This window comes from Komagataeibacter sp. FXV3 (assembly GCF_015155755.1).
Lineage (GTDB): Bacteria > Pseudomonadota > Alphaproteobacteria > Acetobacterales > Acetobacteraceae > Komagataeibacter.
The window spans coordinates 1-26,920 of sequence record NZ_VWPI01000137.1 but is presented as its reverse complement, the minus strand read 5'-3'; the positions used below and the strand labels follow the sequence as shown (position 1 = coordinate 26,920).

31 protein-coding genes, 1 tRNA gene, 1 other RNA gene and 1 pseudogene are annotated in these 26,920 nt (G+C 63.9%); 18 read left to right on the top strand and 16 right to left on the bottom strand.

The features are described 5' to 3' along the window. On the bottom strand, positions 1–1,206 hold the full coding sequence (locus F1542_RS12805; RefSeq protein WP_193733402.1) for an aminotransferase: 1,206 nt from the start codon (positions 1,204–1,206) through the stop codon (positions 1–3). Between the two features lie 160 nt (positions 1,207–1,366). On the opposite strand from F1542_RS12805, the gene F1542_RS12800 reads away from it, so the two are divergent. From F1542_RS12800 to F1542_RS12775, 6 genes are all read left to right on the top strand, one after another. Then, positions 1,367–1,705 carry a P-II family nitrogen regulator gene (locus F1542_RS12800; RefSeq protein WP_010510184.1) on the top strand — a complete coding sequence of 113 codons (339 nt, stop codon included), beginning with the start codon at positions 1,367–1,369 and terminating at the stop codon, positions 1,703–1,705. Positions 1,706–1,827: 122 nt separating this feature from the next. Beyond that, positions 1,828–3,288 carry a type I glutamate--ammonia ligase gene (gene glnA / locus F1542_RS12795; protein WP_193733372.1) on the top strand — a complete coding sequence of 487 codons (1,461 nt, stop codon included), beginning with the start codon at positions 1,828–1,830 and terminating at the stop codon, positions 3,286–3,288. 221 nt (positions 3,289–3,509) lie between these two features. After that, positions 3,510–4,553 (top strand): NAD(P)H-quinone oxidoreductase, encoded by a 1,044-nt coding sequence (locus F1542_RS12790; RefSeq protein ID WP_193733371.1) that lies wholly within the window; start codon positions 3,510–3,512, stop codon positions 4,551–4,553. Between the two features lie 11 nt (positions 4,554–4,564). Next, the gene (locus F1542_RS12785) at positions 4,565–5,356 is read left to right on the top strand and encodes an alpha/beta fold hydrolase (protein WP_193733370.1); all 792 of its coding nucleotides are present in this window, start codon (positions 4,565–4,567) and stop codon (positions 5,354–5,356) included. Positions 5,357–5,485: 129 nt separating this feature from the next. Continuing rightward, on the top strand, positions 5,486–6,646 hold the full coding sequence (locus tag F1542_RS12780) for an energy transducer TonB (RefSeq protein ID WP_193733369.1): 1,161 nt from the start codon (positions 5,486–5,488) through the stop codon (positions 6,644–6,646). A 28-nt stretch (positions 6,647–6,674) separates the two neighbouring features. Then, positions 6,675–8,129 carry an AMP nucleosidase gene (locus tag F1542_RS12775; protein ID WP_193733368.1) on the top strand — a complete coding sequence of 485 codons (1,455 nt, stop codon included), beginning with the start codon at positions 6,675–6,677 and terminating at the stop codon, positions 8,127–8,129. A gap of 284 nt (positions 8,130–8,413) precedes the next feature. Here the strand turns inward: F1542_RS12775 and F1542_RS12770 are convergent, their stop codons facing one another. The 5 genes from F1542_RS12770 to F1542_RS12750 form a co-directional block, all read right to left on the bottom strand. Beyond that, entirely contained in the window at positions 8,414–9,229 is an 816-nt protein-coding gene (locus tag F1542_RS12770) for a TIGR00282 family metallophosphoesterase (RefSeq protein ID WP_193733367.1), read from the bottom strand. A gap of 14 nt (positions 9,230–9,243) precedes the next feature. Beyond that, positions 9,244–9,855 (bottom strand): 5-formyltetrahydrofolate cyclo-ligase, encoded by a 612-nt coding sequence (locus F1542_RS12765; RefSeq protein WP_193733366.1) that lies wholly within the window; start codon positions 9,853–9,855, stop codon positions 9,244–9,246. Between the two features lie 9 nt (positions 9,856–9,864). Then, positions 9,865–10,023: non-coding RNA, 6S RNA (ssrS, locus tag F1542_RS12760), on the bottom strand. Between the two features lie 9 nt (positions 10,024–10,032). Beyond that, positions 10,033–10,374 carry a cell division protein ZapA gene (locus F1542_RS12755; protein ID WP_193733365.1) on the bottom strand — a complete coding sequence of 114 codons (342 nt, stop codon included), beginning with the start codon at positions 10,372–10,374 and terminating at the stop codon, positions 10,033–10,035. Between the two features lie 5 nt (positions 10,375–10,379). After that, the gene (locus F1542_RS12750) at positions 10,380–10,643 is read right to left on the bottom strand and encodes a hypothetical protein (RefSeq protein ID WP_193733364.1); all 264 of its coding nucleotides are present in this window, start codon (positions 10,641–10,643) and stop codon (positions 10,380–10,382) included. A gap of 80 nt (positions 10,644–10,723) precedes the next feature. Here F1542_RS12750 and F1542_RS12745 point away from each other — a divergent pair, with 80 nt between their 5' ends. Both F1542_RS12745 and thiE read left to right on the top strand, forming a co-directional pair. Then, complete coding sequence (locus F1542_RS12745; RefSeq protein WP_193733401.1) at positions 10,724–11,119, top strand: hypothetical protein; 396 nt, start codon at positions 10,724–10,726, stop codon at positions 11,117–11,119. Positions 11,120–11,422: 303 nt separating this feature from the next. Next, entirely contained in the window at positions 11,423–12,058 is a 636-nt protein-coding gene (gene thiE / locus F1542_RS12740) for a thiamine phosphate synthase (protein WP_193733363.1), read from the top strand. A 92-nt stretch (positions 12,059–12,150) separates the two neighbouring features. Here the strand turns inward: thiE and epmA are convergent, their stop codons facing one another. Continuing rightward, entirely contained in the window at positions 12,151–13,173 is a 1,023-nt protein-coding gene (gene epmA / locus F1542_RS12735; protein WP_193733362.1) for an EF-P lysine aminoacylase EpmA, read from the bottom strand. Positions 13,174–13,176: 3 nt separating this feature from the next. Next, a complete protein-coding gene (locus tag F1542_RS12730) occupies positions 13,177–13,497 on the bottom strand; it encodes a hypothetical protein (RefSeq protein ID WP_193733361.1) in 321 nt (106 codons plus the stop codon). Between the two features lie 44 nt (positions 13,498–13,541). Between F1542_RS12730 and F1542_RS12725 the strand changes: the two genes are divergently transcribed. The 6 genes from F1542_RS12725 (at position 13,542) to F1542_RS12700 (ending at position 19,158) form a co-directional block, all read left to right on the top strand. Beyond that, on the top strand, positions 13,542–14,627 hold the full coding sequence (locus F1542_RS12725) for a lysine-2,3-aminomutase-like protein (protein ID WP_193733400.1): 1,086 nt from the start codon (positions 13,542–13,544) through the stop codon (positions 14,625–14,627). Between the two features lie 96 nt (positions 14,628–14,723). Further along, a complete protein-coding gene (gene efp / locus F1542_RS12720) occupies positions 14,724–15,290 on the top strand; it encodes an elongation factor P (protein WP_193733360.1) in 567 nt (188 codons plus the stop codon). A 108-nt stretch (positions 15,291–15,398) separates the two neighbouring features. After that, a complete protein-coding gene (locus F1542_RS12715; RefSeq protein WP_025439632.1) occupies positions 15,399–16,220 on the top strand; it encodes an inositol monophosphatase family protein in 822 nt (273 codons plus the stop codon). Positions 16,221–16,293: 73 nt separating this feature from the next. Further along, complete coding sequence (locus tag F1542_RS12710; RefSeq protein ID WP_193733359.1) at positions 16,294–17,109, top strand: hypothetical protein; 816 nt, start codon at positions 16,294–16,296, stop codon at positions 17,107–17,109. Between the two features lie 12 nt (positions 17,110–17,121). Then, the gene (locus F1542_RS12705) at positions 17,122–18,168 is read left to right on the top strand and encodes a flagellar motor protein MotA (RefSeq protein WP_141261830.1); all 1,047 of its coding nucleotides are present in this window, start codon (positions 17,122–17,124) and stop codon (positions 18,166–18,168) included. Between the two features lie 27 nt (positions 18,169–18,195). After that, positions 18,196–19,158: a peptidoglycan -binding protein gene (locus F1542_RS12700; protein WP_193733358.1), complete on the top strand. Its 963-nt coding sequence runs from the start codon at positions 18,196–18,198 to the stop codon at positions 19,156–19,158. A 200-nt stretch (positions 19,159–19,358) separates the two neighbouring features. On the opposite strand, the gene F1542_RS12695 is transcribed toward F1542_RS12700, so the two are convergent. From F1542_RS12695 to F1542_RS12685, 3 genes are all read right to left on the bottom strand, one after another. After that, positions 19,359–19,970, bottom strand: coding sequence for a hypothetical protein (locus tag F1542_RS12695; protein WP_193733357.1), 612 nt, complete (start codon positions 19,968–19,970; stop codon positions 19,359–19,361). 100 nt (positions 19,971–20,070) lie between these two features. Beyond that, positions 20,071–20,196: a type B 50S ribosomal protein L36 gene (gene ykgO, locus F1542_RS12690; protein WP_003617324.1), complete on the bottom strand. Its 126-nt coding sequence runs from the start codon at positions 20,194–20,196 to the stop codon at positions 20,071–20,073. Positions 20,197–20,294: 98 nt separating this feature from the next. Further along, positions 20,295–21,230 carry a hydrogen peroxide-inducible genes activator gene (locus F1542_RS12685; protein WP_193733356.1) on the bottom strand — a complete coding sequence of 312 codons (936 nt, stop codon included), beginning with the start codon at positions 21,228–21,230 and terminating at the stop codon, positions 20,295–20,297. 126 nt (positions 21,231–21,356) lie between these two features. Between F1542_RS12685 and F1542_RS12680 the strand changes: the two genes are divergently transcribed. From F1542_RS12680 to F1542_RS12665, 4 genes are all read left to right on the top strand, one after another. Continuing rightward, positions 21,357–21,899 carry a peroxiredoxin gene (locus F1542_RS12680; protein ID WP_193733355.1) on the top strand — a complete coding sequence of 181 codons (543 nt, stop codon included), beginning with the start codon at positions 21,357–21,359 and terminating at the stop codon, positions 21,897–21,899. A gap of 134 nt (positions 21,900–22,033) precedes the next feature. Beyond that, entirely contained in the window at positions 22,034–22,561 is a 528-nt protein-coding gene (locus F1542_RS12675; RefSeq protein ID WP_193733399.1) for a carboxymuconolactone decarboxylase family protein, read from the top strand. Between the two features lie 139 nt (positions 22,562–22,700). After that, positions 22,701–22,777, top strand: a tRNA-Asp gene (locus F1542_RS12670). 151 nt (positions 22,778–22,928) lie between these two features. Next, complete coding sequence (locus F1542_RS12665; RefSeq protein WP_193733354.1) at positions 22,929–24,026, top strand: NADH:flavin oxidoreductase/NADH oxidase; 1,098 nt, start codon at positions 22,929–22,931, stop codon at positions 24,024–24,026. 109 nt (positions 24,027–24,135) lie between these two features. On the opposite strand, the gene F1542_RS12660 is transcribed toward F1542_RS12665, so the two are convergent. The 5 genes and pseudogenes from F1542_RS12660 to F1542_RS12640 all read right to left on the bottom strand — a co-directional run. After that, the gene (locus F1542_RS12660; protein WP_193733353.1) at positions 24,136–24,954 is read right to left on the bottom strand and encodes a fructosamine kinase family protein; all 819 of its coding nucleotides are present in this window, start codon (positions 24,952–24,954) and stop codon (positions 24,136–24,138) included. Continuing rightward, entirely contained in the window at positions 24,951–25,427 is a 477-nt protein-coding gene (locus tag F1542_RS12655; RefSeq protein WP_193733352.1) for a low molecular weight protein-tyrosine-phosphatase, read from the bottom strand. Before F1542_RS12655 ends, F1542_RS12660 begins: the two co-directional genes overlap by 4 nt. Beyond that, on the bottom strand, positions 25,428–25,994 hold the full coding sequence (locus tag F1542_RS12650) for a gluconokinase (protein WP_193733351.1): 567 nt from the start codon (positions 25,992–25,994) through the stop codon (positions 25,428–25,430). Next, positions 25,991–26,695 carry a ribose-5-phosphate isomerase RpiA gene (gene rpiA, locus F1542_RS12645; RefSeq protein WP_193733350.1) on the bottom strand — a complete coding sequence of 235 codons (705 nt, stop codon included), beginning with the start codon at positions 26,693–26,695 and terminating at the stop codon, positions 25,991–25,993. The genes F1542_RS12650 and rpiA overlap by 4 nt, the downstream gene beginning before the upstream one ends. Before the next feature lie 96 nt (positions 26,696–26,791). Beyond that, positions 26,792–26,920: pseudogene (locus tag F1542_RS12640) on the bottom strand (6-phosphogluconolactonase); the annotation flags it as partial.

Below are 26,920 nucleotides of genomic sequence, written 5' to 3'. Positions count from 1 at the left end.
CTATCCTTTTTGGATTTCCACCACATTTCCTGCGCACAGCCGTTCACGCACGGATTGCAGCCGCTTTACGGCGCCCGCGATCACCTCCTTCTTCTTGCAGAAGGCAAAACGGACATAGCGGGCGGGGATATCCGTGCCCCTGCTGTCATAGAAAGCCGAGACCGGAATCGCAGCCACGCCCACATGGCGGATCATCTGCTGGCAGAACGCGACATCATCCCCCGCAAAGCCAAGTGGCGCGATATCGGCGATCAGGAAGTAGCTGCCATCCGATGGCAGCACCGACAGGCCCGCCCGCGACAGTCCATCCGCAAGGGTATCACGCGCGCCGCGCATGCCTTCCGCCAGCTGGTGGAAATAGGCGGTATCCTTGTCCAGCCCCATGGCCACCGCACGCTGCAGGTTGGGGGCGACAGTGAATGTCAGCAACTGGTGCGCCTTCATCACCAGGTCAGCCAGCGGGGCGGGAGCCGTGACGTAACCAACCTTCCATCCCGTCATGGAAAAGCTCTTGCCCGCGCTGCCAATGCGGATCGTGCGTTCACGCATGCCCGGCAACGTCATGAGCGGCAGGTGCGCAATCGTGCCGAAAGTCAGGTGTTCATACACCTCGTCACACACCGCATAGGCATCATGGCGCGCGACAAGGCTGGCGATGAACTCCAGTTCATCGCGGGTGAACACCTTCCCGGTCGGATTCATGGGTGTATTCAGCAAGATCGCCTTGGTGCGCGGGCTGAAGGCAGCCGCCAGTTCCGCCCGCGGCAGGTCCCAGTGCGGCGGTGTCAGCCGCACCTTGCGCACGACCGCGCCCAGCATGTCCAGAACCGGCATGTACGTGTCGTATAACGGTTCGAACACCACCACTTCATCGCCCCGGTTGACCAGTGCCATGAGGGAGGCGGTAATCGCTTCCGTAGCACCACATGTCACCACCACTTCACGCGCGGGATCGACCGCAATTCCATAAAAGCGCGCATTGGACCGTGCCACGGCGGCCCGCAGTTCCGGCAGGCCCGCAAGCGGGGGATACTGGTTGCGTCCGTCACGCAGGGCGTCGGCCGCGGCATCCACCATGTCGGCGGGTCCTTCGGTATCGGGAAAGCCCTGACCGAGGTTGATGGCGTCATGTTTCACCGCCAGCGCAGAGATGACTGAAAAAATGGTGGTCGGCAGCCCCGAAAGCAGCGAGTTGGCGGGTTTCATCATATCATCCTGTCCCGGCGCGCATATCAGGACGCGCGCGCGTGCGTGTTTTTTGCCTTATCATCCGATTGCCTGAAATCCAAAGCCATGCAACCCTGCCTGCGCCAGACAGACGGCACCGCGGACCCTACGCCACGAGACGGAAGACAGACACAGCAGCATGAAAAAGATCGAGGCCATCATCAAGCCCTTCAAACTCGACGAGGTGAAGGAGGCCCTGCATGAAATCGGTCTGATGGGAATCACCGTCACGGAGGCCAAGGGCTTCGGGCGGCAGAAAGGCCATACGGAACTGTACCGTGGCGCGGAATACATCATCGACTTCCTGCCCAAGGTAAAACTGGAAATCGTGTGTCCCGACGACATGACCGAGCGCGCGATAGAAGCCATCATGGCGGCCGCCCGCACGGGGCGCATCGGCGATGGCAAGATATTTGTCACCCCCGTCACGGATGTCATCCGTATCCGCACAGGTGAGCGCGGCGCCGATGCGGTCTGAGGTCAGGGATGCAAATATGGCTTCCATGACCGCAGGCCTATCGACAGCAGCCTTCCGTTTCCGTAACCATAGCCGCCGCGCCGCATGGAACGGCACACCAAAGTCAGGACAGGTAAATTAACATGGCAAAAAAAGCACAGGCCCCGGCCGCGGCCTCCACGCCGTCACATTCCGCCAAGGCCATCGCGAAGGTCTTTGATATCATCAAGGAAAACGCGGTCGAGATGGTTGACCTGCGTTTCACCGATCCGCGTGGCAAGTGGCACCACACCACCCAGTACGTCACCACGATCGAGGAAGACACCTTCCGCGAAGGCTTCATGTTCGACGGCTCCTCCATCGCCGGGTGGAAAGCCATCAACGAAAGCGACATGATCCTGCTGCCTGACCCGACCACCGCGGTTATGGACCCGTTCTCCGCCAAGCCGCAGCTGATCCTGATCTGTGATATTGTCGAACCGTCCACCGGGCAGTTCTACAACCGCGACCCGCGCGCGACCGCCAAGCTGGCCGAACAGTACCTGCAGTCCACCGGCCTGGGCGACACCGCCTTCTTCGGCCCCGAAGCCGAATTCTTCATCTTCGACAGCGTGCGCTTCGGCACCGGCCCGAACTTCGGCACCTACGAGCTGGAAAGCATCGAAGGCCCCGGCGCCTCGCTGAAGGACTACCCCGAAGGCAACATGGGCCACCGCCCCGGCGTCAAGGGTGGTTACTTCCCCGTAGCCCCGGTTGACAGCGAAGGCGACCTGCGCGCCGAAATGCTGACCACCATGGGTGAGATGGGCCTGCCCATCGAAAAGCACCACCACGAAGTCGCACAGTCGCAGCATGAGCTGGGCACCAAGTTCGACACGCTGGTCCGCTCCGCCGACTTCATGCAGATCTACAAGTACTGCGTGCACAACGTTGCCCATTCCTATGGCAAGACGGCAACCTTCATGCCGAAGCCGATCTATGGCGACAACGGTTCGGGCATGCATGTCCACCAGTCCATCTGGCGCGACGGCAAGCCCACATTCGGCGGCAATGGCTATGCCGACCTGTCGGATGAGGCGCTGTACTACATCGGCGGCATCATCAAGCACGCCAAGGCGCTGAACGCCTTCACCAACCCGTCCACCAACTCCTACAAGCGCCTGATCCCCGGATTCGAAGCGCCCGTGCTGCTGGCATACTCGGCGCGCAACCGCTCCGCTTCGTGCCGTATCCCGTACGCGACCAGCCCGAAGGCGAAGCGCGTCGAGGTCCGTTTCCCCGATCCGACCGCGAACCCCTACCTTGCTTTCGCCGCCATGCTGATGGCTGGCCTCGACGGGATCAAGAACAAGATCCACCCGGGCGATGCGATGGACAAGGACCTGTATGACCTGCCGCCGGAAGAACTGAAGCAGATCCCGACGGTTGCCGGCTCCCTGCGTGAAGCCCTGACGGCGCTGGAATCCGATTACGAATTCCTGCTGGCCGGTGACGTGTTCACCAAGGACCAGATCGAAAGCTACTGTGCCGTGAAGTGGGAAGAAGTCTACAAGTTCGAACACACGCCGCACCCCGCTGAATTCGAAATGTACTACTCCGTCTGATAACGGCTTCCCTCCGGGAAGGCCTTATGGACGAAAGCGCCGGGACCGGAATGGTTCCGGCGCTTTTTTCATGTCCGCATCACAACCGCGCGCAACAATGGGGCAACCGGGATCGTGTGCACACGTTTGCTCGATTCCCGGCCCTGCACACTGGTCCTGCCCACCAATCGCCTACACCTTGAGGCCTGCATGCCGCACGTACACGCCCCACGAGGACAGACATGACCCAAGCCATACCCGACACCATGCAGGCCGTTACCTTCAGCCAGCCCGGCGGTCCCGATTGCCTACGCATTTCCACCCTGCCCGTGCCCCGGCCCACCGGGGGGACGGTACTGGTCCGCGTCATGGCGGCGGGCATCAACCGGCCCGACATCATGCAGCGCCAGGGACTGTATCCGCCACCGCCGGGGGCCAGTCCCCTGCTGGGGCTGGAAGTCGCGGGGGAAGTCGTGGCGACGGGACCAGACGTACCCGCCGACAGTTTCCCCGCCATCGGCGCGCGGGTATGCGCGCTGGTCAATGGCGGGGGCTATGCCCAGTACTGCACCGTGCCCGCGGGCCAGTGCCTGCCATGGCCCACGGGCCTTGACGCCATCCATGCAGCCGCCCTGCCCGAAACCTTTTTCACCGTCTGGTCCAACCTGTTCATGACAGCGGGGCTGAAACCGGGTGAAAGCGTGCTGGTGCATGGGGGGACCAGCGGTATCGGCACCACGACCATCCAGCTTGTGCGCGCCATGGGGGGTACGGTCTATGCCACGGCGGGCACGGATGACAAATGCGCGCTGTGCACCACGCTTGGCGCCACCGCCGCCATCAATTACCGGACCGAGGATTTTCCCAAGCGCATAAAGGAACTGACGGAAGGCCGGGGTGTGGATGTCATCCTTGATATGATCGGGGGCGCGTATCTGGATGGCAACCTACGGTCACTGGCAACGGCGGGACGGCTGGTCATCATCGCCCTGCAGGGCGGGGCGAAGGCCGATGGCGTCAACCTGGCGCGCATCATGACCCGCAGGCTGGTGGTGACAGGCAGTACGCTGCGCCCGCGTGATGCCGCATACAAGGCCGCCGTCGCCCGCCAGCTGGAAGAACGGGTATGGCCATTGCTGGCGCAGCGGACCATCCGGCCCATCATCCATGCCACCTTCCCCTTTGCGCGGGTTGCCGATGCCCATAAACTCATGGAAAACGGAACGCATATGGGCAAGATCATGCTGGACCTGCAGCACCTGCCCATCGATACGACAGGACGATAGGAACACAGCGGGTGCTACTGAACGTCATTGAGCGCGGACCAGAACAGATTACCGCGGACACGGCCGGGCGCCCCCCCGTTGTCCTGCTGCATGGCCTGTTCGGACGGGCGCGCAACCTTGGCTTCTTCCAGCGCCGGCTTGCCACCACCCGTCGCACGCTGGCCATTGACCTGCGCAACCATGGCGACAGCCCGCACGGGCTTATGGATTACTACACCATGGCCGCCGACCTGCTGGAAACGCTGGCCCACCACAATGCCCTGCCCGCGACCCTGGTGGGGCATTCCATGGGTGGCAAGGTCGCGATGACGCTGGCGCTGACGCGACCGGGCATGGTGCACAGCCTGCTGGTGGCCGATATCCCGCCTGCACGCACCGGGCATGGTCAGTTCGCGCTGGGCGAACAGATGCTGCGGGTGCCGTTTCCGCCGTTCCTCAACCGCGCGGGCGCGGACAGGCTGCTGCAGCACTACATTCCCAACACGGATGTCCGCGCGCTCATGCTGCAGAACATCCGGGTGGGGGAAAACCCGGGCTGGGGCATCGGTCTGCGGGAAATCGTGGAATCGATGCCCAATGTGGAAAACTGGCCCTACATACCAGAAGGCTATGCCTATCCCGGTCCCACGCTATTCCTGGCGGGGGGGAATTCCCCCTATATCCGCCCCGAGCATTATGCCATCATGCGTCGGCTGTTTCCGTGCTACCGGCTGGAACTGATCGAACAGGCCGGGCACTGGCTGCATGTCGAAAACCCCGAAAGATTTGCGGAACTGCTGGAAAATTTCACTGAACGTTACTGAACCGCCTTCCGTTACACATCCGGTCCTTGACAGACCCCCCATCCGCGTCGGTTATGCTGGCGATATAACAGGGCAGGCAGGTGCGCGGCCCCGGCAACAGACCAACATGGCGGAGACCCGTAGCCTTTCATGACGGTGACACTCAGTCCCTCCTCCCGGCGGCGCAATGCCGTGGAGCCCGTACTGATCCCACGCCGCACACAGCCCGGCGCCAGCCTGCCGCCTGATCCGGCAGGGGACCAGTACCAGCCACCCGACCGCGAGCGCCTGCTGGCGGGCGTGGCCGTGCCGCCACCGCCGGGCTATCGCAAGCTGCGCCCCACCATGTCGGGCCTGATCCGCCCCGATACGGAAGAAACACCCGGCCCCGGCCGGGCCATCGCCATATCGGGGCTGCTGCACGCGGCCCTTCTGGCGACCATCCTGATTGAATCCGCCCACCACAGCCAGCATGGCTCCCCCAATGCCACGCAGTCGGAGCCACAGGTGGAAATGGTCTTTTCGCCGCCGACCTCCAGCGGGATGCAGGGACAGTCCTCCCCCGACATGGCGGGCGGCCAGAACGCGCCACGGCAGCAGCAGGACCAGCCCGAACCCAGTGCGCAGGAAAAGACCCCCAACCCGCAGCAGAGTGACGAGGATTCCTCCCCCTCGCCCAACATACCCACGCCGGAAGTGCCTGCCGCACCGCCGCTGAGTGACGCGCCATCCGACCTGTCGGTACCGCAGTCCGAACGGCAGGATGCGTTCAATCCGTCCATGCAGAGTTCGGGCCACGGCCACCACCCCGCACAGCAGTCGCACAACCATTCCTCCGCCACGGACTACAGGGCGCTGGAACATCCGCGTAACTGGTCACTGTCGCAATCACCCCTGCCGCGCCGCAGCCAGCGCGGACGCGCGGGCGGCACGGGCAGCCCGATCGACCTGTCGCTTGGCCCGCTGGTCAAGAATGGCCAGGTCAACGCCCCCTATTCCACCAACACGCAGATCAAGGGGGTCAGCGATGATTATGGCAGCGAACTCGACCGCTGGATCCGCAGCCACATGTACTACCCCGAGGAAGCGGCCCGCGCGGGTGAGGAAGGCCCGTCCTCGGTGCATGTGGAACTGGACCGCGATGGCCATGTCACCAAGGTGCGCCTGACAGGGCAGTCGGGGTCGTACTACCTTGATGCCGCGACGGTGGGCATGTTCCGCAACGCACAGCTACCGCCGGTGCCACCGGACATGCAGGGGGATACCTTCCCCATTGACCTGACTATCAACTACATCCTGATCCGCCGCTAGGCGCGTCAGGCAGACGGAGAGACGCGCCATGGATACAGCCCCCCTCCTGCAGCAGGTCGGACGTGACTTCCAGCCGTTCGATACGGCGGATGCCGCCGTGGCCCGCATTACCGAACTGTATGACCATGCGGGCGAACTGGTCCGCCATGCCTTTATCACACGCGATACGACGGGCCTTGCGGATGCGGTCTATCCCTACCTGGCCTTCATGCCGCAGGCCGCCCTGCCACCCGATGGCCCCCGTCCGCCCTTTGACGTAGTGCTGGAGCCGGGATTCTATGGCACCACCCTGACCCGGCCCGCGCTGTTTGCCGATTACTGGCGCGAACAGATCGAAAGCCTGCTGCGCCATTACAGAACGCCGGTCATGGTCGGACTGTCGAACCAGCCAATCCCGCTACCCTATGTGATGGAGGAAGCAGTTACGTCGCTGACCGAATCCGACCTGGCATGGATCCAGTCACATTTCGCGCTGCCTGACCTGCATGTCACTGATGATTCGATCGCCAACTGCGATTACATCCCGCGCCCCGGCGTGCCCCGGCCGCTGGCTCTGTTTACGGCGGCACGCACCGATTATTCACTGGCGCGGCTACACCATTACACCGGCACCGCACCGCGCCATTTCCAGCGCTTCATCCTGCTGACCAATTACCAGCGTTACGTGGATGCATTCCGCGAATACGGGCATGCCCAGGTGGATGCGGGATCGGAATACACCACCTTTGTCGAACCGGGGGAGATCATCCACACCCGCGACGCCCCGCATGCACCCACCCATGCGGGCCAGGGCCTGCCGCAGATGCCCGCCTACCACCTGTGCCGCCCCGACGGCGACGGCATCACACTGATCAATATTGGCGTAGGCCCCGCCAATGCCAAGACCATTACCGACCACCTTGCGGTGCTGCGCCCGCACTGCTGGCTGATGGTGGGCCATTGCGCGGGATTGCGCCGCAGCCAGAAGCTGGGGGATTACGTGCTGGCGCATGGCTACCTGCGTGACGACCACGTGCTGGATGACGACCTGCCGCCATGGGTGCCCGTTCCCCCCATTGCCGAAGTGCAGATGGCGCTGCAGGACGTAACCGCGCGCGTGACCGGCCTGCATGATGCCGAAGTCAAGACACGCCTGCGCACCGGCACGGTCATGACCACGGACAACCGGAACTGGGAACTGCGGCTTGGCGCGCTGTTCACCCGCATCAACACCTCCCGCGCCATCGCAGTGGATATGGAGTCGGCCACCATCGCGGCCAACGGGTTCCGTTTCCGCGTGCCCTACGGCACGTTATTATGCGTATCGGACAAGCCGCTTCATGGGGAACTGAAGCTGCGCGGCATGGCCAATGCCTTCTACCGCGAACGCGTGCGCCAGCATCTGGTGGTGGGAATCGAGACCATGCAGCAGTTGCGCGCGCAGGGTGTGGACCGCCTGCATTCACGCAAGCTGCGCGGGTTTGACGAACCGGCGTTCCGGTAACGGCGGGGATGGGGCTGCTTTCGCACCTGGCTGGGGGGCGAAACGGGTCTTGCGAACACGTTCCGACCGCCATATGGGGTGGAGGGTTTTCTCAGGGCGCTGCCCTGAGACCCGGCAAAGGGCAGTGGCCTTTGCAAACCGCTTTAATTTTCGGGACCATTCAAAAAATCTGTCCCCGAAACAGTCTCGAAACCATAAGGAAGTTTTTGGTGAAGCTTTTTTCAAAAAGCTTCAGAAGAACGCCGCCTTTTTGAAAAAAGGCGACATCCAGAAACTTCTTTCTTTTAGAAATCCGGCAGCGTCGGGGCCAGATGGCCACCCTGCCTGACCGGGGCCATGCGGCGGGCCAGGCCGGTCGCGTCATCGGTTTCCACCATCATGCCCGCAATACTGGCATCCCCTTCGGCGGGTTGCAGGCGGTCACCGGGCATCTTGCGCACGAAGCGGGCGATGGCCGCGTCCTTGCCCATGCCGATCACGCTGTCATAATCGCCACACATGCCCGCATCGGTCTGGAATGCGGTACCGCCGGACAGGATACGATGGTCCGCCGTGGGCGTGTGGGTATGGGTACCGATCACCAGCGATACCCGGCCATCAAGGAAATGCCCCATGGCCCATTTCTCGCTCGTGGCTTCGGCATGCACGTCCACCACGGCGGCGTGCATGGTCACACCCAGCCGGTGTCGCGACAGGATATCGGTGACGGAGCGGAACGGATCATCCATCGCATCCATGAACTGACGGCCCATGACACTGACCACCAGCGCCTTGCGGCCATCGACCAGTTCCACCACCACGCTGCCCTGTCCCGGTGTGCCAGGGGGGTAGTTGGCGGGGCGGATGATGCGGGGTTCGCTATCGATATGGCCGATCAGGTCACGACGATCCCAGCTATGGTTGCCCAGGGTGATGACATCGGCCCCCGCTTCGATCAGGTCACGCCCGATGGCGGGCGACAGGCCGAAGCCATGGCTGGCGTTTTCCCCGTTCACCACCACAAGATCGAGTGCCAGGTCGCGCCGCAGGGTAGGCAGGCGTGAAATAACGGCTTCGCGCCCCACGCGCCCGACAATGTCACCCAGAAACAGAATTCTCAAGAAAACAGCCTTTGTTACCGTGTACGCCCGTCGCCACGACACCGGATCCATTCACGTTCGGTCACGATCGCGGGCAATGCCACATCATACAGGCCGGTCGGAATGCATGTCACTTCCTGAAAGGACAGGCCAAAACCAACCGTTCGCGCACGCGGCAGGCGCGCCAGCGTGCGGTCGTAATATCCGCCGCCATATCCCAGCCGCATGCCACGTCGGTCAAACGCCAGCAGCGGCACACACACCACATCGGGCTGCATGGGGGGACCATCGGGGTGCAGGGTGCCGTAACGTCCCGGCAGCATGGGACATTCGGGCCGCCAGCGTCGAAAGATCAGTGGATGGCCGCGCGGCGGGGTTTCAGGCAGGACAATGCACATCCCGTCCGCATGCAGGGCCTGCATGACCGGCTGCAGGTCACTTTCCCCCGGCAGGGGCCAGACCAGGGCGATACAGTCCCCCGCCCCGGTCATGCCACGCAGGCCGCGCACCATGCGGTGGCACAGGGCTTCTTCCGCACCGGCACGGGTGGGACTGGTCGTGAAAGCCTGCCGGTGGCGCGTCATCTGGTGGCGCAGGGCCTGCTTGGCCCGCACGACAGGCCACGATTCGGGATCGAGAGAGGTCATGAAAACATATACGGAGCCGCCATGGCCGTTGGTCGGATCAGCCCTCCCGGACCTGCTGACGCAGGTGGGCGCCAGGTAACGTGACCACGGTCACGACAGTGCCAGCTCCCTAGGAAGTGCTTATCGGCCCAGGGGTTGAATCATGCCTGACGCACCCGGCAGCCCCGCCCCTGCAATCTAGTCTTCTTCCATCGCGGCTGCAATGCTTTCCGCACGTTCAACCAGATGCGCCAGCTGGTCGCGCCGGCGTTCGTTTTCAATCCGCGCCTGACGCCCCTGCGCCAGCTGATGGGCGGTGTCAGAGGACACCTTTTCCGCCGTCAGGTCATGGATTTCATCGGCCATAAGCAGGGCGGCAAGGGCCAGCAGGCGTCCCTCCCCGCTATGTCCACCCAGTTCGCGGATGCGGTCGATACGCCGCTCCACTTCCTGCGCCATGGCCTGCAGGTGCTTTTCCTGTCCTTCCTTGCAGCCCACGGCATAGGAAAAGCCGTTGATGCGCACGGTCACCTGGCTCATGGCCGTTATTCCTTCCCGCCGTCAGCTTCGTCCTCGCCCAGCACATCACGCACACGGGCAATCAGGACATCGATATTGGCCGCCAGTGCCTGCACGTCCACCTCCGGCCCGGACGGGCGGGCGATGGACGCCAGTTCCGTGCGCCGGTCAAGGGCGAAGGCAATACGGTTCAGGGCCAGTTCAAGACGATCCGCCGGGTCCCGTCCGGCATCCGAGGGGGAAGGGGCGACTTCCTGCCCCGGTGGCATGATAATATCAGACACGTTCATTCTTTCCCTCGTTCCTCCCCTTGAACTGATCGCCCGGTGTGGTTTCAACGTCAAGCATGATCGACAAACATGACCATTCTATGCATGCCGCCCCCTGCATCACCGTTTCCTGCATGCATGACCTGACGCGGGTCATGGCCATGGCCGCATCGTTACGCGTCAACTGCACCATGGTTTCCCCTCCCGGCGCGGGATGTGTCATGGGGGTGCCATGGTGGACGGCGCTGGTGGCGGACTGCCCGCTGCCGGCCCTTCTGGATTGTGGGCAGGCGGCGGGATACGCCGCCTGCGCCCTGCGCGCGGGCGTATGTGGCGTCATTGCGCATGTGTCCGTGGCACAGCACCGTGCCCTTGTGTCCCTGGCGCAGGTTACGGGCGGCCATGTGATGGAACGGCGCCCCGCATCGCTGGACCTGCCCCCGCGTGACGCGGGGCCGGTGCTGGAGCGGTACCTGCGGAGATTTGCCGCAGGATGACCGGATGCACGCGACGGGCAACCCGCCTGTGGCGGCATGATACCATCAACCCGCAGCCGAAGCATGCGCTTTTGGGTCATGCGCCCGTCACGGGCTGATCACGGCATGACACCCGCGACCACCCGGTTACCGAGATCCCGATCCGGGCATCGGACACGGCACCGCGCCACAACAGGCTGACTGAAACCCTGATGCCGGGCAAATCACAGCCATCCGCCGGGATACGCCCCATTGCCCTGCCTGCGGACACATGCCATGCGGGGGCTGTTCGCCACCCCGATGGTCGCATAGGATCAGGCCGACATGACCGATTGCCAGCTTTACCTCATCACCCCCGAATCGCTTGATCCGGTGACGTTCGCCCCCCGCCTGGCCGAAGCGCTGGACGCAGGTCCGGTCGCGGCCGTGCAGCTGCGCCTGAAAAACGTGGATGACGACACGATCCGCCGCGCGGTGGACGTATTGCAGCCCGTTGCCCATGCGCGGGACGTGGCCTTCATCATGAACGACCGGCCCGACCTTGCCATCGCCTGCGGATGCGACGGGGCGCATGTGGGCATGGACGATACGGATGTGGCCACGGCGCGCCGCATGCTGGGAGACGAACTGCAACTGGGCGTATCATGCTACGACAGCCGCGACATGGCCCTGCGCGCGGGGGAAGCGGGGGCTGATTACGTGGCGTTTGGTGCGTTTTTCCCCTCCCCGTCCAAGGAAACCGAAATCCGCGCCGATCCCGCCCTGCTGACGTGGTGGAGCAGCATGATCGAACTGCCGGTCGTGGCCATTGGTGGCATCACGCCTGAAAACTGCGGCACGCTGGTGCGCGCGGGGGCCGACTTCCTGTCGGTGATCAGTGCCGTGTGGTCCCATCCCGATGGGGCCGGCGCGGGTGTACGCGCCATGAACGCGGCGATTGCGGCGGCAGAAACCACTTAAAAAACAACAGAAGTTTCCGGGTGCCGTCTTTTTTCAAAACGGCTGCATGCTTCGAAGCTTTTTGAAAAAAGCGTCACCAAAAACTTCTTTCGTCATCCCTGGCCTTCGCCCATCCACTGCACATCACTGATCCGGCCGGTACCGGCCGCCAGCATCACCAGACGGTCAAAGCCAAGGGCTATGCCCGCGCATGGTGGCAACGTGTCGAGGGCGGACAGGAAAGCTTCATCCATCGGCCAGTCCAGACCGGATTCATCGGGATAAAGCGCCAGGCGGCGGGCACGATCGGCCTCGAACCGCTGGCGCTGTTCGGTGCTGTCGGTCAGTTCCTCGAACGCATTGGCCAGTTCGATCCCGCCCGCATACAGTTCGAAACGCAGCGCCACGCGTGGATCGGCCGGGTCACGCCGCGCAAGGGCTGCCTGGCTTGCAGGCCAGTGCGTCAGGAAGGTGGGGCGCGTGCGCCCGATATGCGGCTCGATCCGCGCCATCATCAGGCGAAAGAACAGGTCTTCCCATGTCTCACCCTGCCGCAGGTCGCAGCCTGCCGCGCGCGCAAGGGCGGCGGCATCCCCTTCGTTCGCCAGGATATCCACGCCGACATAGCGACGAAAGGCATCCGCGACACGCAGGCGTTCAAAGGGGGCGGCAATGCTGATGTCATCCCCGCCCACCCGCACCACGGGCGGCAGGACGGCACGCAGCAGGGTTTCCGTCTCATCCATCAGCGCATCAAGCGTGGCGCCGGGATGATACCATTCCAGCATGGTGAATTCATGTGCGTGCAGCCGGCTGCCTTCCGCATTCCGCCATACACGGGCCAGCTGGTAAACCGGCAGGCCGGTCGCCGCCACGATGCGTTTCATGGCGAATTCCGGGCTGGTGTGCAGCCACAGTTTCTGGCGGCTGCCATCCGCGCCTGCACGTTCGGTGGCGAAGACCTTCAGGTGGACTTCCTCACCCGGAGTCGGCACGGCATAGGGGGTCTCGACTTCCATGTAGCCACGCGCATCAAAAAACGCACGGACCCCACGCAGCACAAGGCTACGGCGCAGCAGGAACGGCAGGCGGTCGGCAATGCGGGCAGGATCGGGGCGTGGCGGAGAAGCATTCATGCCTCAGGCAAACACCGTTACCGCCTGATCGACAACCCTGACATTGGAATCATCAAGATTGCCGATGGCTTTTGCGATGGCCTGAAGATTCACTTTTTTATTGTCACGGCATACATCAAATGTATCATTGGCCCCATTGCAAGTAATGACGATGCCGTCGCACATATGTGTCGTGACGGGATGACCTTCCGGGGCCGGGTGTTTCACATTTCTCATTGATCCGCCCCCCGCTTCGGACAGGACATGCCCGATTGCCAGAAACCGTTCGTGCCCTGAGCGCATTGCGATGTTCCACGGATGGTATAAATGGCCACACAGCGCCATTATTCATCCCCCCAGCAGGAAATCAACGCCGCATCGTGAATGTCATCGATTCAAAAAAACCGGAATTTCAGCATCCCCGCACGGCGTCCCCGGCCACGCGCACGCTACGCAATGTAACCGACCTGCTTGCGGCAGACCTGATTACCCCGGCGCAGGTCCCGGCGCTGGATCAGGTGGCCCGGCAGTACGCCACCGCCATTCCCCCCGCCTTTGCCAGCCTGATCGAAAGTCCCGATGACCCGATCGGCCGGCAGGTCATTCCCGACGCGGCGGAATGCAAGACGGACCCGACGGAAGACCCGGACCCGATCGGGGATGACGCGCTTTCCCCCGTACCGGGCATCGTACACCGCTATGCCGATCGTGCGCTGCTCAAGCCGCTGCTGGTCTGCCCGCTTTACTGCCGCTTCTGTTTCCGCCGCGAGCATGTCGGCCCCGGCGGCGGCGTGCTGGATGATGCGGCGCTGAACCGCGCACTGGACTGGCTGCGCGCACATACCGACATTCATGAAGTCGTGATGACCGGGGGCGATCCGCTGATGCTGTCGCCACGCCGCATGCGCACGATCATGACGGCGCTGGAGGGAATGGACCATATCCATACCATCCGTATCCATTCCCGCGTGCCGGTGGCCGACCCCGAACGCCTGAATGATGAAATGGCGGATGCGCTGGAAACCACGCGTTCCATGTGGCTGGTGGCACATATCAACCATGCCCGTGAACTGACCGCTGCCGCCCGCGCCGCTATCCGCCGCGTGCAGGCGCGCGCGATTCCGGTACTGGGGCAGTCCGTGCTGCTGCGCGGCGTCAACGACACGCCCGAAGCGCTTGAGGCCCTGCTGCGCGCGCAGGTGGCCGCGCGCATCCGCCCCTATTACCTGCATCAGCTTGACCCCGCCCCCGGCACCGCACGCTTCCATGTGCCCATACGCGAAGGACAGCGCCTGCTGGCCAGCCTGCGCGGGCGGGTGACGGGCATCGCCTGGCCGACCTATGTGCTGGATATTCCCGGTGGCCATGGCAAGGTGCCGATCGCGCCCGACTACCTGCACGAAGGGCCGGACGGATACCTGCGCGTGGAAGCGCCCGATGGCACAATCCACCGCCTGGCACGCGAACGCGGGTAAAACGCGGGCGAAAAGACAGCCCGCAACCTTGCCCTTCCGCGCGTGGGGCGCTAGAAGCCGAACCGCCATACTTCCCACAACCATACAGGGACCACCATGAAGCAGCAGGCAAACCTGATCCGCGCCGGACAGGTTATTGAGCACGACGGCCGTCGCTGGACGGTCCTGAAGCAGCAGATCATCACGCCGGGCAAGGGCGGTGCATTCATCCAGGTGGAAATGCGCGACCTCAAGACCGGTAACAAGACCAACGAACGCTGGCGCACCGCCGACACCGTTGAACGCCTGATGACCGAGGAGAAGGAATACACCTACTCCTACATGGACGGCGACAACATCGTGCTGATGGACCCCGAGACGTTCGAACAGCTGATCCTGCCGCTGGATCTTCTGGGTGACCAGGCGCCGTTCCTGCAGGACAACATGACGCTGGTGCTGAACCTGGTGGAAGGCGACCCGGTTGGCGCTGTCCTGCCCGCGCAGGTCACGCTGGAAGTGGTCGAGGCCGATCCCGTGGTGAAGGGCCAGACCGCAAGCTCGTCCTACAAGCCCGCGCGCCTGTCCAACGGCGTCAAGACCATGGTGCCCCCCTTCATCGAAGCGGGTGAACGCATCGTGGTCCGCACCGAGGACAGCACCTACGTCGAGCGCGCCAAGTCCTGACCATCCACCCATCCGTGCCGGGGCCTTCACACCCCGCGCGGGCCGGTTTTTCAACGCCTCAACACTCCGTTCCACCGCACGAACCAGACAGGACCGATCACCGTGGCAATGCGACTCTCTCCCCATATGACGGTGATGCAGAACGCTGCCCAGAAGGCCGCACGCCGTCTTCTGCGTGACTTCAACGAAGTCGAGCAGCTTCAGGTCAGCATCAAGGGCCCTGGCGATTTCGTGTCGCAGGCCGACCTGCGGGCCGAAACCGCCATCCGCGAGGAACTGGCGCGCGCCCGCCCCGGCTATGCCTTCCTGATGGAGGAAAGCGGTGCCTCGGGGAACGAGGGATGGACGTGGCGCTGGATCGTCGATCCGCTGGATGGCACGACCAACTTCCTGCACGGCATCCCGCACTGGGCCATTTCCATCGGCCTGCAGCGCCGCCTGCCCGATGGCACGATCGAGATCGTGGCGGGCCTTGTCTACAACCCCGCCGCCAATGAGATGTTCTGGGCGGAAAAGGGCGTGGGTGCGTTCCTCAATGACCGCCGCCTGCGCGTCTCCGCGCGTCGGTCGATGAATGAGGCCCTGTTCGCGACCGGCATCCCGTTTGCCAAGGTTTCGGCCCGCAACCGCCTGTCATTTGCCCGCACGCTGGGCGCGCTCATGCCGCAGGTTGCCGGTATCCGCCGATTCGGTGCTGCGGCACTCGACCTCGCCTGGGTCGCGGCGGGGCGGTATGACGGCTACTGGGAAATGGGCATCAAGCCATGGGACTGCGCGGCCGGCATCCTGCTGGTGCGTGAGGCCGGTGGCTATGCCACCGATCCCGAAGGCGTTGACCTCAATGACCTTGGCGCGTCCATCGACGCGGTGGCGGGCAACCCGCAACTGCATGGGCCGCTGCGCGAACTGGTGGCCAGCAGCATCGCCTGATGCCGCGCGGGCGCGGGTGCGGCCCGTTTGCCGATTGCGCCCCCGCCCGTCGCCCGGTAGCCTGCCGGGCACGATGCGATACATATTCCCCCCTTTCCACCGCCGGTCCCTGCGTAGGCTGATCGTGCTGGGTGCCGCGGCCATCGGGCTGTCCGCCCCCATTGCGGGTGCCCATGCGCAGGTTACGACCAGCAGGAACGCGCTGGACGCGCTGGGCGCGCCACGACGCCCCGCCATGCTGCCCGATGGCGGCAGCATGTCCGCTTCCCCCACCGGCACCACGACCAGCACGGCGGGCGGCACCCCGGCTGCCAGCAGCACCGGCGACCATGCCGCCGGGGACATTCCTGGCAGCCACGCCCCCGCCACGGCCATTGCGTCGCCTGCCGCCATCGCCTCCCTGCCGCCGGTTGCGACCCGGCCACCCGATAACCCCGTGCTGCGCCCGCCGGAACTGCACGTGCCGCTGCATCCCTTTCCCATGCCCCCCGAAGTCAAGGCCGACCCGCAGGCACGGGGCCGGGCGGAACGGATTACCGGTGGCACGCGCCTGCACTTCACCCCGCAGTCAGCGGAGATGAATTCCCGCATGATTGCGGCGCTGCAAACATTTGCCACAGTCATGCAGAAACTACCTGACCAGCACATCAGCATTGCGGCATATGGCGAAGGCCGCGCCGATGATCCGTCCACACCCCGCCGTATTGCGCTGTCGCGCGGGCTTGCGGCGCGTTCGGTACTGCTGCATGCCGGTATCGCGCCCACGCGCATCTATGTCCGCGCGGTGGGGCTGCCGGATGAAAATGCGCACGGAGCCGGAACAGATTGTATTGACGTCACCCGTTCGGGTGTGGTGGCCTCGAATGCTACAGGCTCACCTTCACGTTAAGGAAACCATTGCGTGACACGACCGACGACCTATCTTGTCCGGGTTCTGCTGTTCCTTCTGGCGGTCGGGGTTGTCACAGCCCTGCTTTCCTCCACCCTGTATCAGGCGTTCTGCAACAATCCCTACCTTGATGGCCTGATCATCGGCATCCTGCTGCTGGGCATCGGGTGGAACATTTCCATGATCCTGCGGCTGATCCCCGAAGTCCGCTGGGTCAACATCCTGCGCCACCCGCGTGAGGGCCTGACCACGCCGCCGCCGCCGCGCCTGCTGGCGCCCATGGCCTCCATGCTGGCCACCCATGACAAGGGGCGCAGGCTGACCCTGTCCGCCCCGGTCATGCAGTCCCTGCTGGACAGCCTGTCGGCGCGTCTGGACGAGGGGCGTGAACTGTCACGCTACCTGACGGGCCTGCTGATCTTCCTTGGCCTGCTGGGCACGTTCTATGGCCTGCTGCTGACGGTCGGCTCCATTGCCGACGTGATCGGCAATATGTCGGTTGGCAGCGGGGACACCACCGTCATGTTCGACCAGCTCAAGTCCGGGCTGGCCGGCCCCCTGCATGGCATGGGCACCGCGTTTTCGGGGTCCATGTTCGGGCTGGCGGGCGCGCTGGTGCTTGGCTTCCTGGATCTTACGGCGGGACAGGCGCAGACACGCTTCTTTAACGAACTGGAAGAATGGCTGGCCACCATCACCCGCCTTTCGGCAGGCGGGCTGCAGGTTGGCGGCAATGACGCCAGCATCCCGGCCTATGTGCAGGCGCTTTTGGAACACACGGCCGAGAACATGGAAAAACTCCAGATCCTTCTGGCCCGCAGCGAGGAAACCCGCGCACAGGAACAGCGTCTGCTGACCGCGCTGAACGACCGTCTGGCGCAACTGGCGGACAGCCGGGGCGAGGAACACCTGCAGGGCATCGAATCCCTGCTGGCCCGTCTGGTGCAGGAATCCGCGGCGGGACGGGAGCAGATCGCAACCGACATCCGCAACGACCTGCGCCTGCTTGCACGCACCATCGCCGCAAGCGCCCCGGGAACGAACCACTCCGCTTCCTGACCGTATCCCAAGGCTGAGGTTCATCCCATGGCGCGCCGTTCCCGTCGCTCGATCCGTTCCGAACTGAATGCATGGCCCGGCTATGTTGACGCGCTGTCAACGCTGCTGATGGTCATCATATTCGTGCTGCTTGTTTTCGTGCTGGGGCAGGCCTTCCTGTCCGTAACACTGAACAAGCGCCAGCAGGCCCTTGACCAGCTTGAGCGCGAAGTGGCGAAGCTGGGGCAGATGCTCTCGCTTGAAAAAAGCCATACGACATCCCTGCAGGGCGAGGTCGCCAGCCTGCACAAGGCGCATGATGCCGATGTGGCCACCGCGACATCACTGACCGCACAGCTTAACCAGCAGACCAGTGAGCGCGACAGCGCGCAGGCCCACGCCACGGCGCTGGATGACCAGGTGGCGCAGCTGCGCGCGCAGCTGGCCGCCATTGGTGCCGCGCTGGAAGTGACCGAAAACGAAGTGCATGACCGCGACCAGAAGATCAACAACCTGGGCATGCAGCTGAACGTGGCGCTGGCGAAAAAGGTCGAGCAGCTGCAGCAGTACCGTTCCGAATTCTTCGGTCGCCTGCGCAGCGTGATGCAGCACCACAAGGGCGTGCAGATTGTCGGCGACCGCTTCGTGTTCCAGAGCGAGGTGCTGTTCCCCGTTGGCAGCGCCGACCTGTCATCCGAAGGGGTGGAGGAAATCAAGGTGCTGGCCAAGACCCTGCGTGAGGTCGCAGTCCAGATTCCGCCTGACGTTCCGTGGATCCTGCGCGTGGATGGCCATGCCGACCGCCAGCCGATCCACACCGCCTTCCCCAGCAACTGGGAACTGTCATCCGCCCGCGCCATTACGGTGGTCAAGCTGCTGATTGCCGAAGGGATCGACCCACACCATCTGGCCGCGACCGGCTTTTCCGATTACCAGCCGCTGGACCACGGCACGACAGCCGAAGCCCTTGCCCACAACCGGCGCATCGAATTCCGCCTGACGGATCGCTGATCCACCATGGGCGAAACATGGCAACAGGCCGCCCTAGGCGGTCCGTTGCTGCATTATCGTATCAGGAAACGCGCACGAACCATTACGGTCGCGATGGCGCCGCCTGACAGAAGGTAATGGCTGTTTCCGGGTATCGCGTTTTTTTAACACGCCGTTTCCTGAAGCTTTTTGAAAAAAGCTTCACCAAACACTTCTTCTGATCAGGTGGGTTGCCCGAAGGCCTTCAGGCGCAGGCGCTCTGTTTCATGGCCTGCATCGGGAATGGTGGGATCAAGCTGCACCACGTGCTGCCATGCCTTCCATGCCGCCTGCCAGTCGCCACGCTGCTCCTCGGTGTCCTCAAGGATCTTCCACGCGGTCACGTCGCGCCCGTCATGGTGTAACGCCACGCCAAGGTCGGCCACCGCCCCATCGGGATTGGCCGCCGCCAGGCGGGCCTGCGCACGGTTACGCCACAGCACCTCGACATCCGGCTGCAAAAGCAGGGCATCGTCCATGTCCTGCACCGCATCCAGCGGGCGCTGGGCATCAAGATCATCCTGCGCGCGCCTGAGCAGCAGGTTGGTGGTGGGGGCAAGATCCTTCTGGCGTATCTGCTCGATCCGGGTCAGCAGGTCACGCGCCCCGTGGACGTTTGATGCATGGGCCAGTTCGGTTTCCAGATCATCCAGCGATGGCTCGGCTTCCGCCTTCCCCGTGGCGGGGGCATGACCATTTACGGCGGCCGGGCCGGCATGCTGGTCAACCCCGTGCGACGGCAGGGCGGCATGAGCCTGCGGGCCGCTGCCCATCAGACCTGCTGCCAGCACCATGGGTACGCACGAAAAGCCGCGGAAGCAGGTTTCCAAAAACCTGCCTGCGCAGCTTCGCGGCTGTTCAAAGATGAACCTGACGGTCAAGGCCGTCCGGCAATCAGCCCTGACGGGCCTTCATGCGGGGGTTCTTCTTGTTGATGACATAGACCTTGCCACGGCGACGGACCACACGGCAGTCCTTGTCCCGAACCTTGGCCGACTTCAGGCTGTTTCTGATTTTCATGATCCGACCCTCGACTAGCGGCGGAATACCGCCAAAGAGGCGCCCGAATACCCCTGCCTGCGCCAAGAGTCAACCGGTGGGCCGGATTCTGGGGCCATTTACGGGGGTAAAATCGTATCTGTGATCGAATCCGGCACGAAAAACGGGGCAATGGTCTGGAAATCGGCAGTGCGGGGCGAACGGGGCCGCCACGCCAGCCCGATGGTGCGCCATGCCTGTGCGCCGGTAACTGGGCGGACCACCACGTCCTGTCCCGCCATCAGCGGGGATTCGACCGCAAGCCGGGGCAGCAGCGCAAGACCCATGCCCGCCGCGACCATTTCCACCATGGTGTAGAGCGAACTGACGGTACATTCCGCCTCGTCCTCCGGCTGGGTCCAGCCCCGCACCTGGCGGCACATGGCCAGTGCCTGGTCACGCAGGCAGTGCCCGTCCTCCAGCAGGATCATCCGCTCACGCACGATGCTGCGCACCGGCACGTCGGGCAGGTGCGCCAGCGCATGGTCGCGCGGCATGACCACCATGAAGGGATCACGCCACAGGGGCAGCGTCTCGCTATCCGCGCAGTCGCACGGCATGGCCAGCAGCACGAGGTCCAGCCTGCCTGCCGACAGCTTTTCCATCACGTTATGGGTCACGTCCTCGTTCAGCGACAGGCGCAGCTGCGGATAGGCGCCGGGCAGCCTGCGCACCAGCGCGGGCATGACAAACGGGCCGATGGTGGGAATGACGCCCAGGCGCAGCAGGCCGCTCATCGGCTCACGCGAAGCCACGGCCACGTCCAGCACGCCCTGCAATGCCTCCAGCGCGGCGCGGGCGCGCACGACCACCTTGTCCCCCAGCGGCGTGAACACGACCTTCTTGCCCACGTCACGATCAAGCAGCCTGACATCCATCTGGCGTTCCAGGGCCAGTATCCCGGCGGACAGCGTGGACTGTGTCACCGCGCAGGCCCTGGCCGCCCGGCCGAAATGACGCAGTTCGGCAAGGGTGACGAGATAACGCAGCTGCTGTGCGGAGGGCATCGGAAGCATCGATAACTCCGATCATGCATATGTAAATTATTCAATAGCGTGATAGCATCACTCCCGGCATAGATACAGCCCGCGGGGCGGCGCGCCCGTCCCGGCCATATACAACCCCAACAGGAGATCACCCTGATGCTGACAGTCGGTGACAAGTTTCCCACCTTCAACCTGAGCGCCGTTCCCGGTGGCCCCGAAGGCCTGAAGGGCGATTTCGTCCAGATCACGGACGAATCCAACAAGGGCAAGTGGAAGGTCGTCTTCTTCTGGCCGCTGGACTTCACCTTTGTCTGCCCGACCGAAATCGTGGCGTTCGGCAAGCTGGCCGGTGAGTTCAAGGACCGTGACGCGGTGGTTTACGGCGTGTCGATCGACAGCGCGTTCGTGCACCTGAACTGGCGCCTGAACCATGCCGAACTGAAGAACCTTGAAATCCCCATGCTGTCCGACATCAAGCGCGAGCTGATCGAAAGCTGTGGCGTGATGGCCGAGCAGGCCGGGGCCGCGCTGCGCGCCACCTTCATCGTGGACCCGCAGGGCATCATCCGCCACGTCAGCGTCAATGATCTGTCGGTTGGCCGCAACCCGCAGGAAGTCCTGCGTATCCTTGACGGCCTGCAGAGCGACGAGCTGTGCCCGTGCAACTGGAAAAAGGGCGACGCCTTCATCAAGGCCTGATCGCCACACGACCGGCCGTCCCCGCGCCCCGCGCGGGGCGGCCACGCCGCCTGTCCCGATCCCTGCCCCACCCGCAGGGGTCGGGACAGGTGGCGCGCCACCATCACACGACCGGCAATACACGGAACACGCCCATGTCCATCGACTCCCTCAAGGCCGCCCTTCCCGATTACGCCAAGGACCTGAAGCTGAACCTTGGTGCCCTTGCCAATGACTTCGTGCTGACGCCGCAGCAGCTGGGCGGCACGTTCATCGCGTCCGCCATCGCGTCGCGCAATCCGGCGGTAACGCACGCCCTGGTCGCGGAATATGGCCCCAAGATGACGCCCGAGGCCCTGCAGGCCGCCCGTTCGGCTGCCGCCATCATGGGCATGAACAATGTCTATTACCGTTTCGTGCATCTGGTTGGCGGCGACTACGAGAAGATGCCCGCCCGCCTGCGCATGAACGTCATTGCCAATCCCGGCGTGGACAAGGCGGATTTCGAACTGTGGGCCATGGCGGTATCCGCCATCAATGGCTGTGGCCTGTGCATGGAAAGCCACGAACGCCAGCTGCGTGAAGCCGGCGTCACGACCGAGCAGATCCAGGCCGCCGTCCGGGTCGCCGCAGTCGTACATGGCGTGGCCGTAACGCTGGATGGTGTGGAAATTCCCGCCTGATCCGGTCCCGCTTACAGACAAAACGCCATGAACGTGACGGTCATGGCGTTTTTTTTTGCCTGCCCTGTTGCCATGATCGGGCCAGCCTGTTATTTGCCCTTTCACCGAACGGTTGCAGCCCCACGGGGCGGTAACGGATGCGGGTGTAGCTCAGTTGGTTAGAGCGCCGGCCTGTCACGCCGGAGGTCGCGGGTTCGAGCCCCGTCACTCGCGCCACTTTACGGTGCATTTCCCCTCTTGAAATCTGTCGCACGGCTGGGTCTGGCTGAAACCTGTCCTGCCGTTTCAGCATGCCTGCATGTGTTGCGTCATGCCGTCCATATGCTCAGTCTGTGGCCAGATTCCCGCATGACGGAGCCCAACGGCCATGACCGATCTCTTTACCCCCTATGCACTGAAGGGCGAGACCCTGCGCAACCGTATCGCCGTGTCCCCCATGTGCCAGTACATGGCGCGCGATGGCATGGTGAACGACTGGCACGCTGTGCATTACCCCACCCTGGCCCGTGGTGGCAGCGGGCTGGTGGTGGTGGAAGCCACCGCCGTCTCACCCGAAGGGCGCATCACGCCGGGCTGCCTTGGGCTATGGAATGACGCGCAGGCCGAAGCCTTCCGCCCGCTGGTGCACGCAATACGCGACGCAGGGGCCGTGCCCGGCATCCAGATCGCCCATGCGGGCCGCAAGGCCAGCGCCAACCGCCCGTGGGAAGGTGACGACCACATCGCCACCGATGACCCGCGTGGATGGGATACCATCGCCCCGTCCGCCATTGCCTTTGGCGCCAACCTGCCCAGGGTGCCGCGCGCCATGACCCTGGCGGATATCACCCGCGTGCGTCAGGATTTCGTGGCGGCGGCGGTTCGGGCGCGTGATGTCGGGTTTGGCTGGCTCATGCTGCATTTTGCCCATGGCTATCTGGGGCAGGGTTTTCTTTCCCCCCATTCCAACCAGCGTGATGACAATTATGGCGGCAGCCTTGAAAACCGTGCCCGCTTCCTTGTGGAAACCCTGCGCGACGTGCGGACCGTCTGGCCCGAGGACCGGCCGCTCAGCGCCCGCCTTGGCATGATCGAATTTGACGGTCAGGACGAACAGACGCTGCAGGATGCCATTGCAGTCGCGAAGGTCTTTCGCGAATCGGGTCTGGACTTCCTTGATGTCAGCATCGGTTTTTCCACGTCTACGGCAAAAATTCCGTGGGGCCCGGCCTTCATGGCCCCGGTCGCGCAGCGCGTGCGACGCGAAACCGGCCTGCCGGTCGCCACAAGCTGGTATCTGGGCACCGCTCCCGTCATTGACGGGCTGGTGCGTGAGGAAAAGATCGACCTTGCGATGATCGGCCGCCCCTTCCTTGAAAACCCGCACTGGCCGTATGCGGCGGCACGGGCGCTGGGACGCGCGGATGCGGCATGGGTCCTGCCCGCACCCTATGCCCACTGGCTGGCGCGCTACCGTTCTGCCTGATGGGTAAATGATAAAAGTTTTTGGGTGCTGCCTTTTTTCAAAAAGGCGGCGTTTCCTGAAGCTTTCTGAAAAAAGCTTCACCAAGAACTTTCTCTTTTAAAGCAACGCCCTACACCCCGGCATCATTCAGGTACTGCGCCACCATGGGCCGGTAGGTCGCACCGAACAGCCGCAGATGAACCAGTGCAGTCCACAGGCGGTAAATGGCGAAACGGACATCATGCCCGCGCGCCAGCCCACCATGGCGGGTATAAAATCCCGCAGGCGGCTGGCTGAACACGCCCGGCGTGGCAAGGTCCACCTCGGCATGGCCATAATAGCAGCACGGATCAATCAGTCCCGTTACATGCCGGTCCGCCACCAGCACGTTCCCACCCCACAGGTCACCGTGCAGCAGGCAGGGCGTGGGCGTCGCGGGCAGCAGATCAGGCAGGCGGCGCATCAGGGTTTCAAGCTGGCGGGCAAGGTCGACGGGCACATGCGCCAGATGCACGCCGATACGGTGCCGCGCCCAGAAATCCGGCCATGTTTCCGTCCAGTCATTGCATACCTTTACGGCGCCAAAGGCATAATCCCCGGACCAGCCATAACGGATACCGTCCCCATCGGGCCGCCCCGTGTGTGCAAGGGACAGCACACGCGCCAGATCATCCCAGCATCGGGACAGGCGGCCATCGGCCGGCAGGTACTGCAGCACCAGGGCGTCTTCATCCACCGCCAGCACATCGGGCACAGGTGCGCCCGTCTGGCCAAGGGTGCGCAGCATGGCGGCTTCGGCCACCGGGTCGGGACCATGCTTGACCACGACCCGGCGTCCGTCATTGAGATAGACCAGCAGCACCTGCGCCACGTCGCCACCGGGCAGCGGGTGCCAGTTCCACAACCCTGCCCCCAGCAGGGCGGCCCCATGACGGGCAAGGCGCGTCATGGACTGTCGCGCCGCAGTTTTTCTACCAGTGCCGCGGCACCCGCCGTGACGTCGCGCCATGTAGTGTCGAACCCGCTGGCGTCCCTATAATACGGGTCGGCCACGGCATGGCCCCTGCGCCCCGGCACATGGTCCAGCAGCAGTGAGACCTGCGCCCGGCTACCCGCCGGTTTCATGGCCATCAGATGCGCAAGGTTGGCATGATCCAGTGCGATGATGTGGGTGAAACGGTCAAAATCCGCCGCCGTCACCATGCGCGCACGATAACGGGTAATGTCGATGCCATGCCGACGGGCAACAGCACAGGCCCGACGGTCAGGCGGTGCGCCCGCATGCCAGTCGCCCGTACCCGCCGAATCGACCGCAAACGACAGTCCCGCCCGGTCGGCAGCCGCGCGGAATGCAGCCTCCGCCAAAGGGGAGCGGCAGATATTGCCCATGCAGACAAACAGGACCGCAGGCATGTCAGTCATCTATCCCCTTTCGGGGGTGTGTTCGGGAAAACGCTGCCGCAGCAGGCCGATGGTCTCGGCAATCAGGTCGGCGGGCGTTTCTTCCAGATGCACGACCACCGGGTGTTCATCCGCCCCCGGCGGCTCGAGCGTGGCAAGCTGGCTGGGCAGCAGGCTGGGCGGCATGTAATGCCCGCGCCTGCGCTGCAGGCGTTCGGCCAGCACGTCCTCGGGGATTTCCAGATAGACGAACACGATATCCGCCGCCCCGTCGGCACGCAGCAGGTCACGGTATGACCGCTTGAGCGCGGAGCAGGTCAGGATCCCCCCCTGCCCTGACGCCACGCGGCCAAGCAGCCATTTATGGCAGGCCTGCAGCCATGGCAGGCGGTCCGCATCGGTCAGGGGAATGCCCGCCGCCATTTTTTCCACATTGGCGCGCGGGTGCAGCATGTCACCTTCCTGATAGGGCCAGCCCAGCAGGTTGTGCAGCCCTTCCGCCAGCGTGGTCTTGCCACAGCCCGACACCCCCATGATGACCAGGACCTGCGGCCGGATGCCCTGGTCCTGCAGTTCCCGCCCGGTCATGCCGCAACCAGCTTCTGCAGTCCCGTGGCGGTCGCCACGATCACTTCGGATGTACGGCCGATGAACAGACCGGTCTCGATCACGCCGACCACCTGCGCCAGCTGCGCCTGCAACCGCGCGGAATCGGCGATTGCGCCAAAATGACAGTCAAGGATCATGTTGCCCCCGTCGGTTACGAACACGTTGCCGCTGCGGTCCATGCGCTGGGTGATACGCGCGCCCAGCGCCTCAAGCTGCCGGGCGGTCGAGGTCCAGCCAAAGGTCGCGACTTCCACCGGGACGGGCACACGCGCGCCCAGACGATCCACCAGCTTGCTGTCATCCACCACGACCACGAATTTGCGCGATGCGGCGGCCACGATCTTTTCGCGGAACAGCGCGCCCCCAAGCCCCTTGATCAGATTGAGCGAGCCGCGTTCGACCTCATCCGCGCCATCAATATCGATGTCGATCTGCGGGTGGGTGGCGAATGTCACCAGTTTGATCCCGTGCGAGCGCGCCTGCTCGGCCGAGCGTTCGGATGTGGGAATGGCGCAGAATCGCAGCCCCTCCGCCCAGCGGCGGCCAAGTTCCTCGATCATGAAGGCCGATGTGCTGCCTGAACCAAGGCCGACCACCATGCCTTCCCTGACCATGTCCGCGGCCTCGATCGCCGCCTTGCGCTTCAGTTCTGCCCGTGGGTCCGTGTTCTGGGTGGACATGCGCTGCTTCCTCTCCTGCGGGGCATCCCGCCACCGGGTGCCCCGTCGTTTTTATTGAACCGTGATCCGTATCGCACAAACACGATACTGTGCCACTTATTGTCCCGCCGCCGCCTTGTCCATAAGCCAGATGAGTTCGCCCTCGGTCGTGATGTGGCTGGCGGGTTCCGCGGGGTCACCGGCGCGCACTTTTGCAAAGGCCTCACGCTTGGCTGGTCCCGCCAG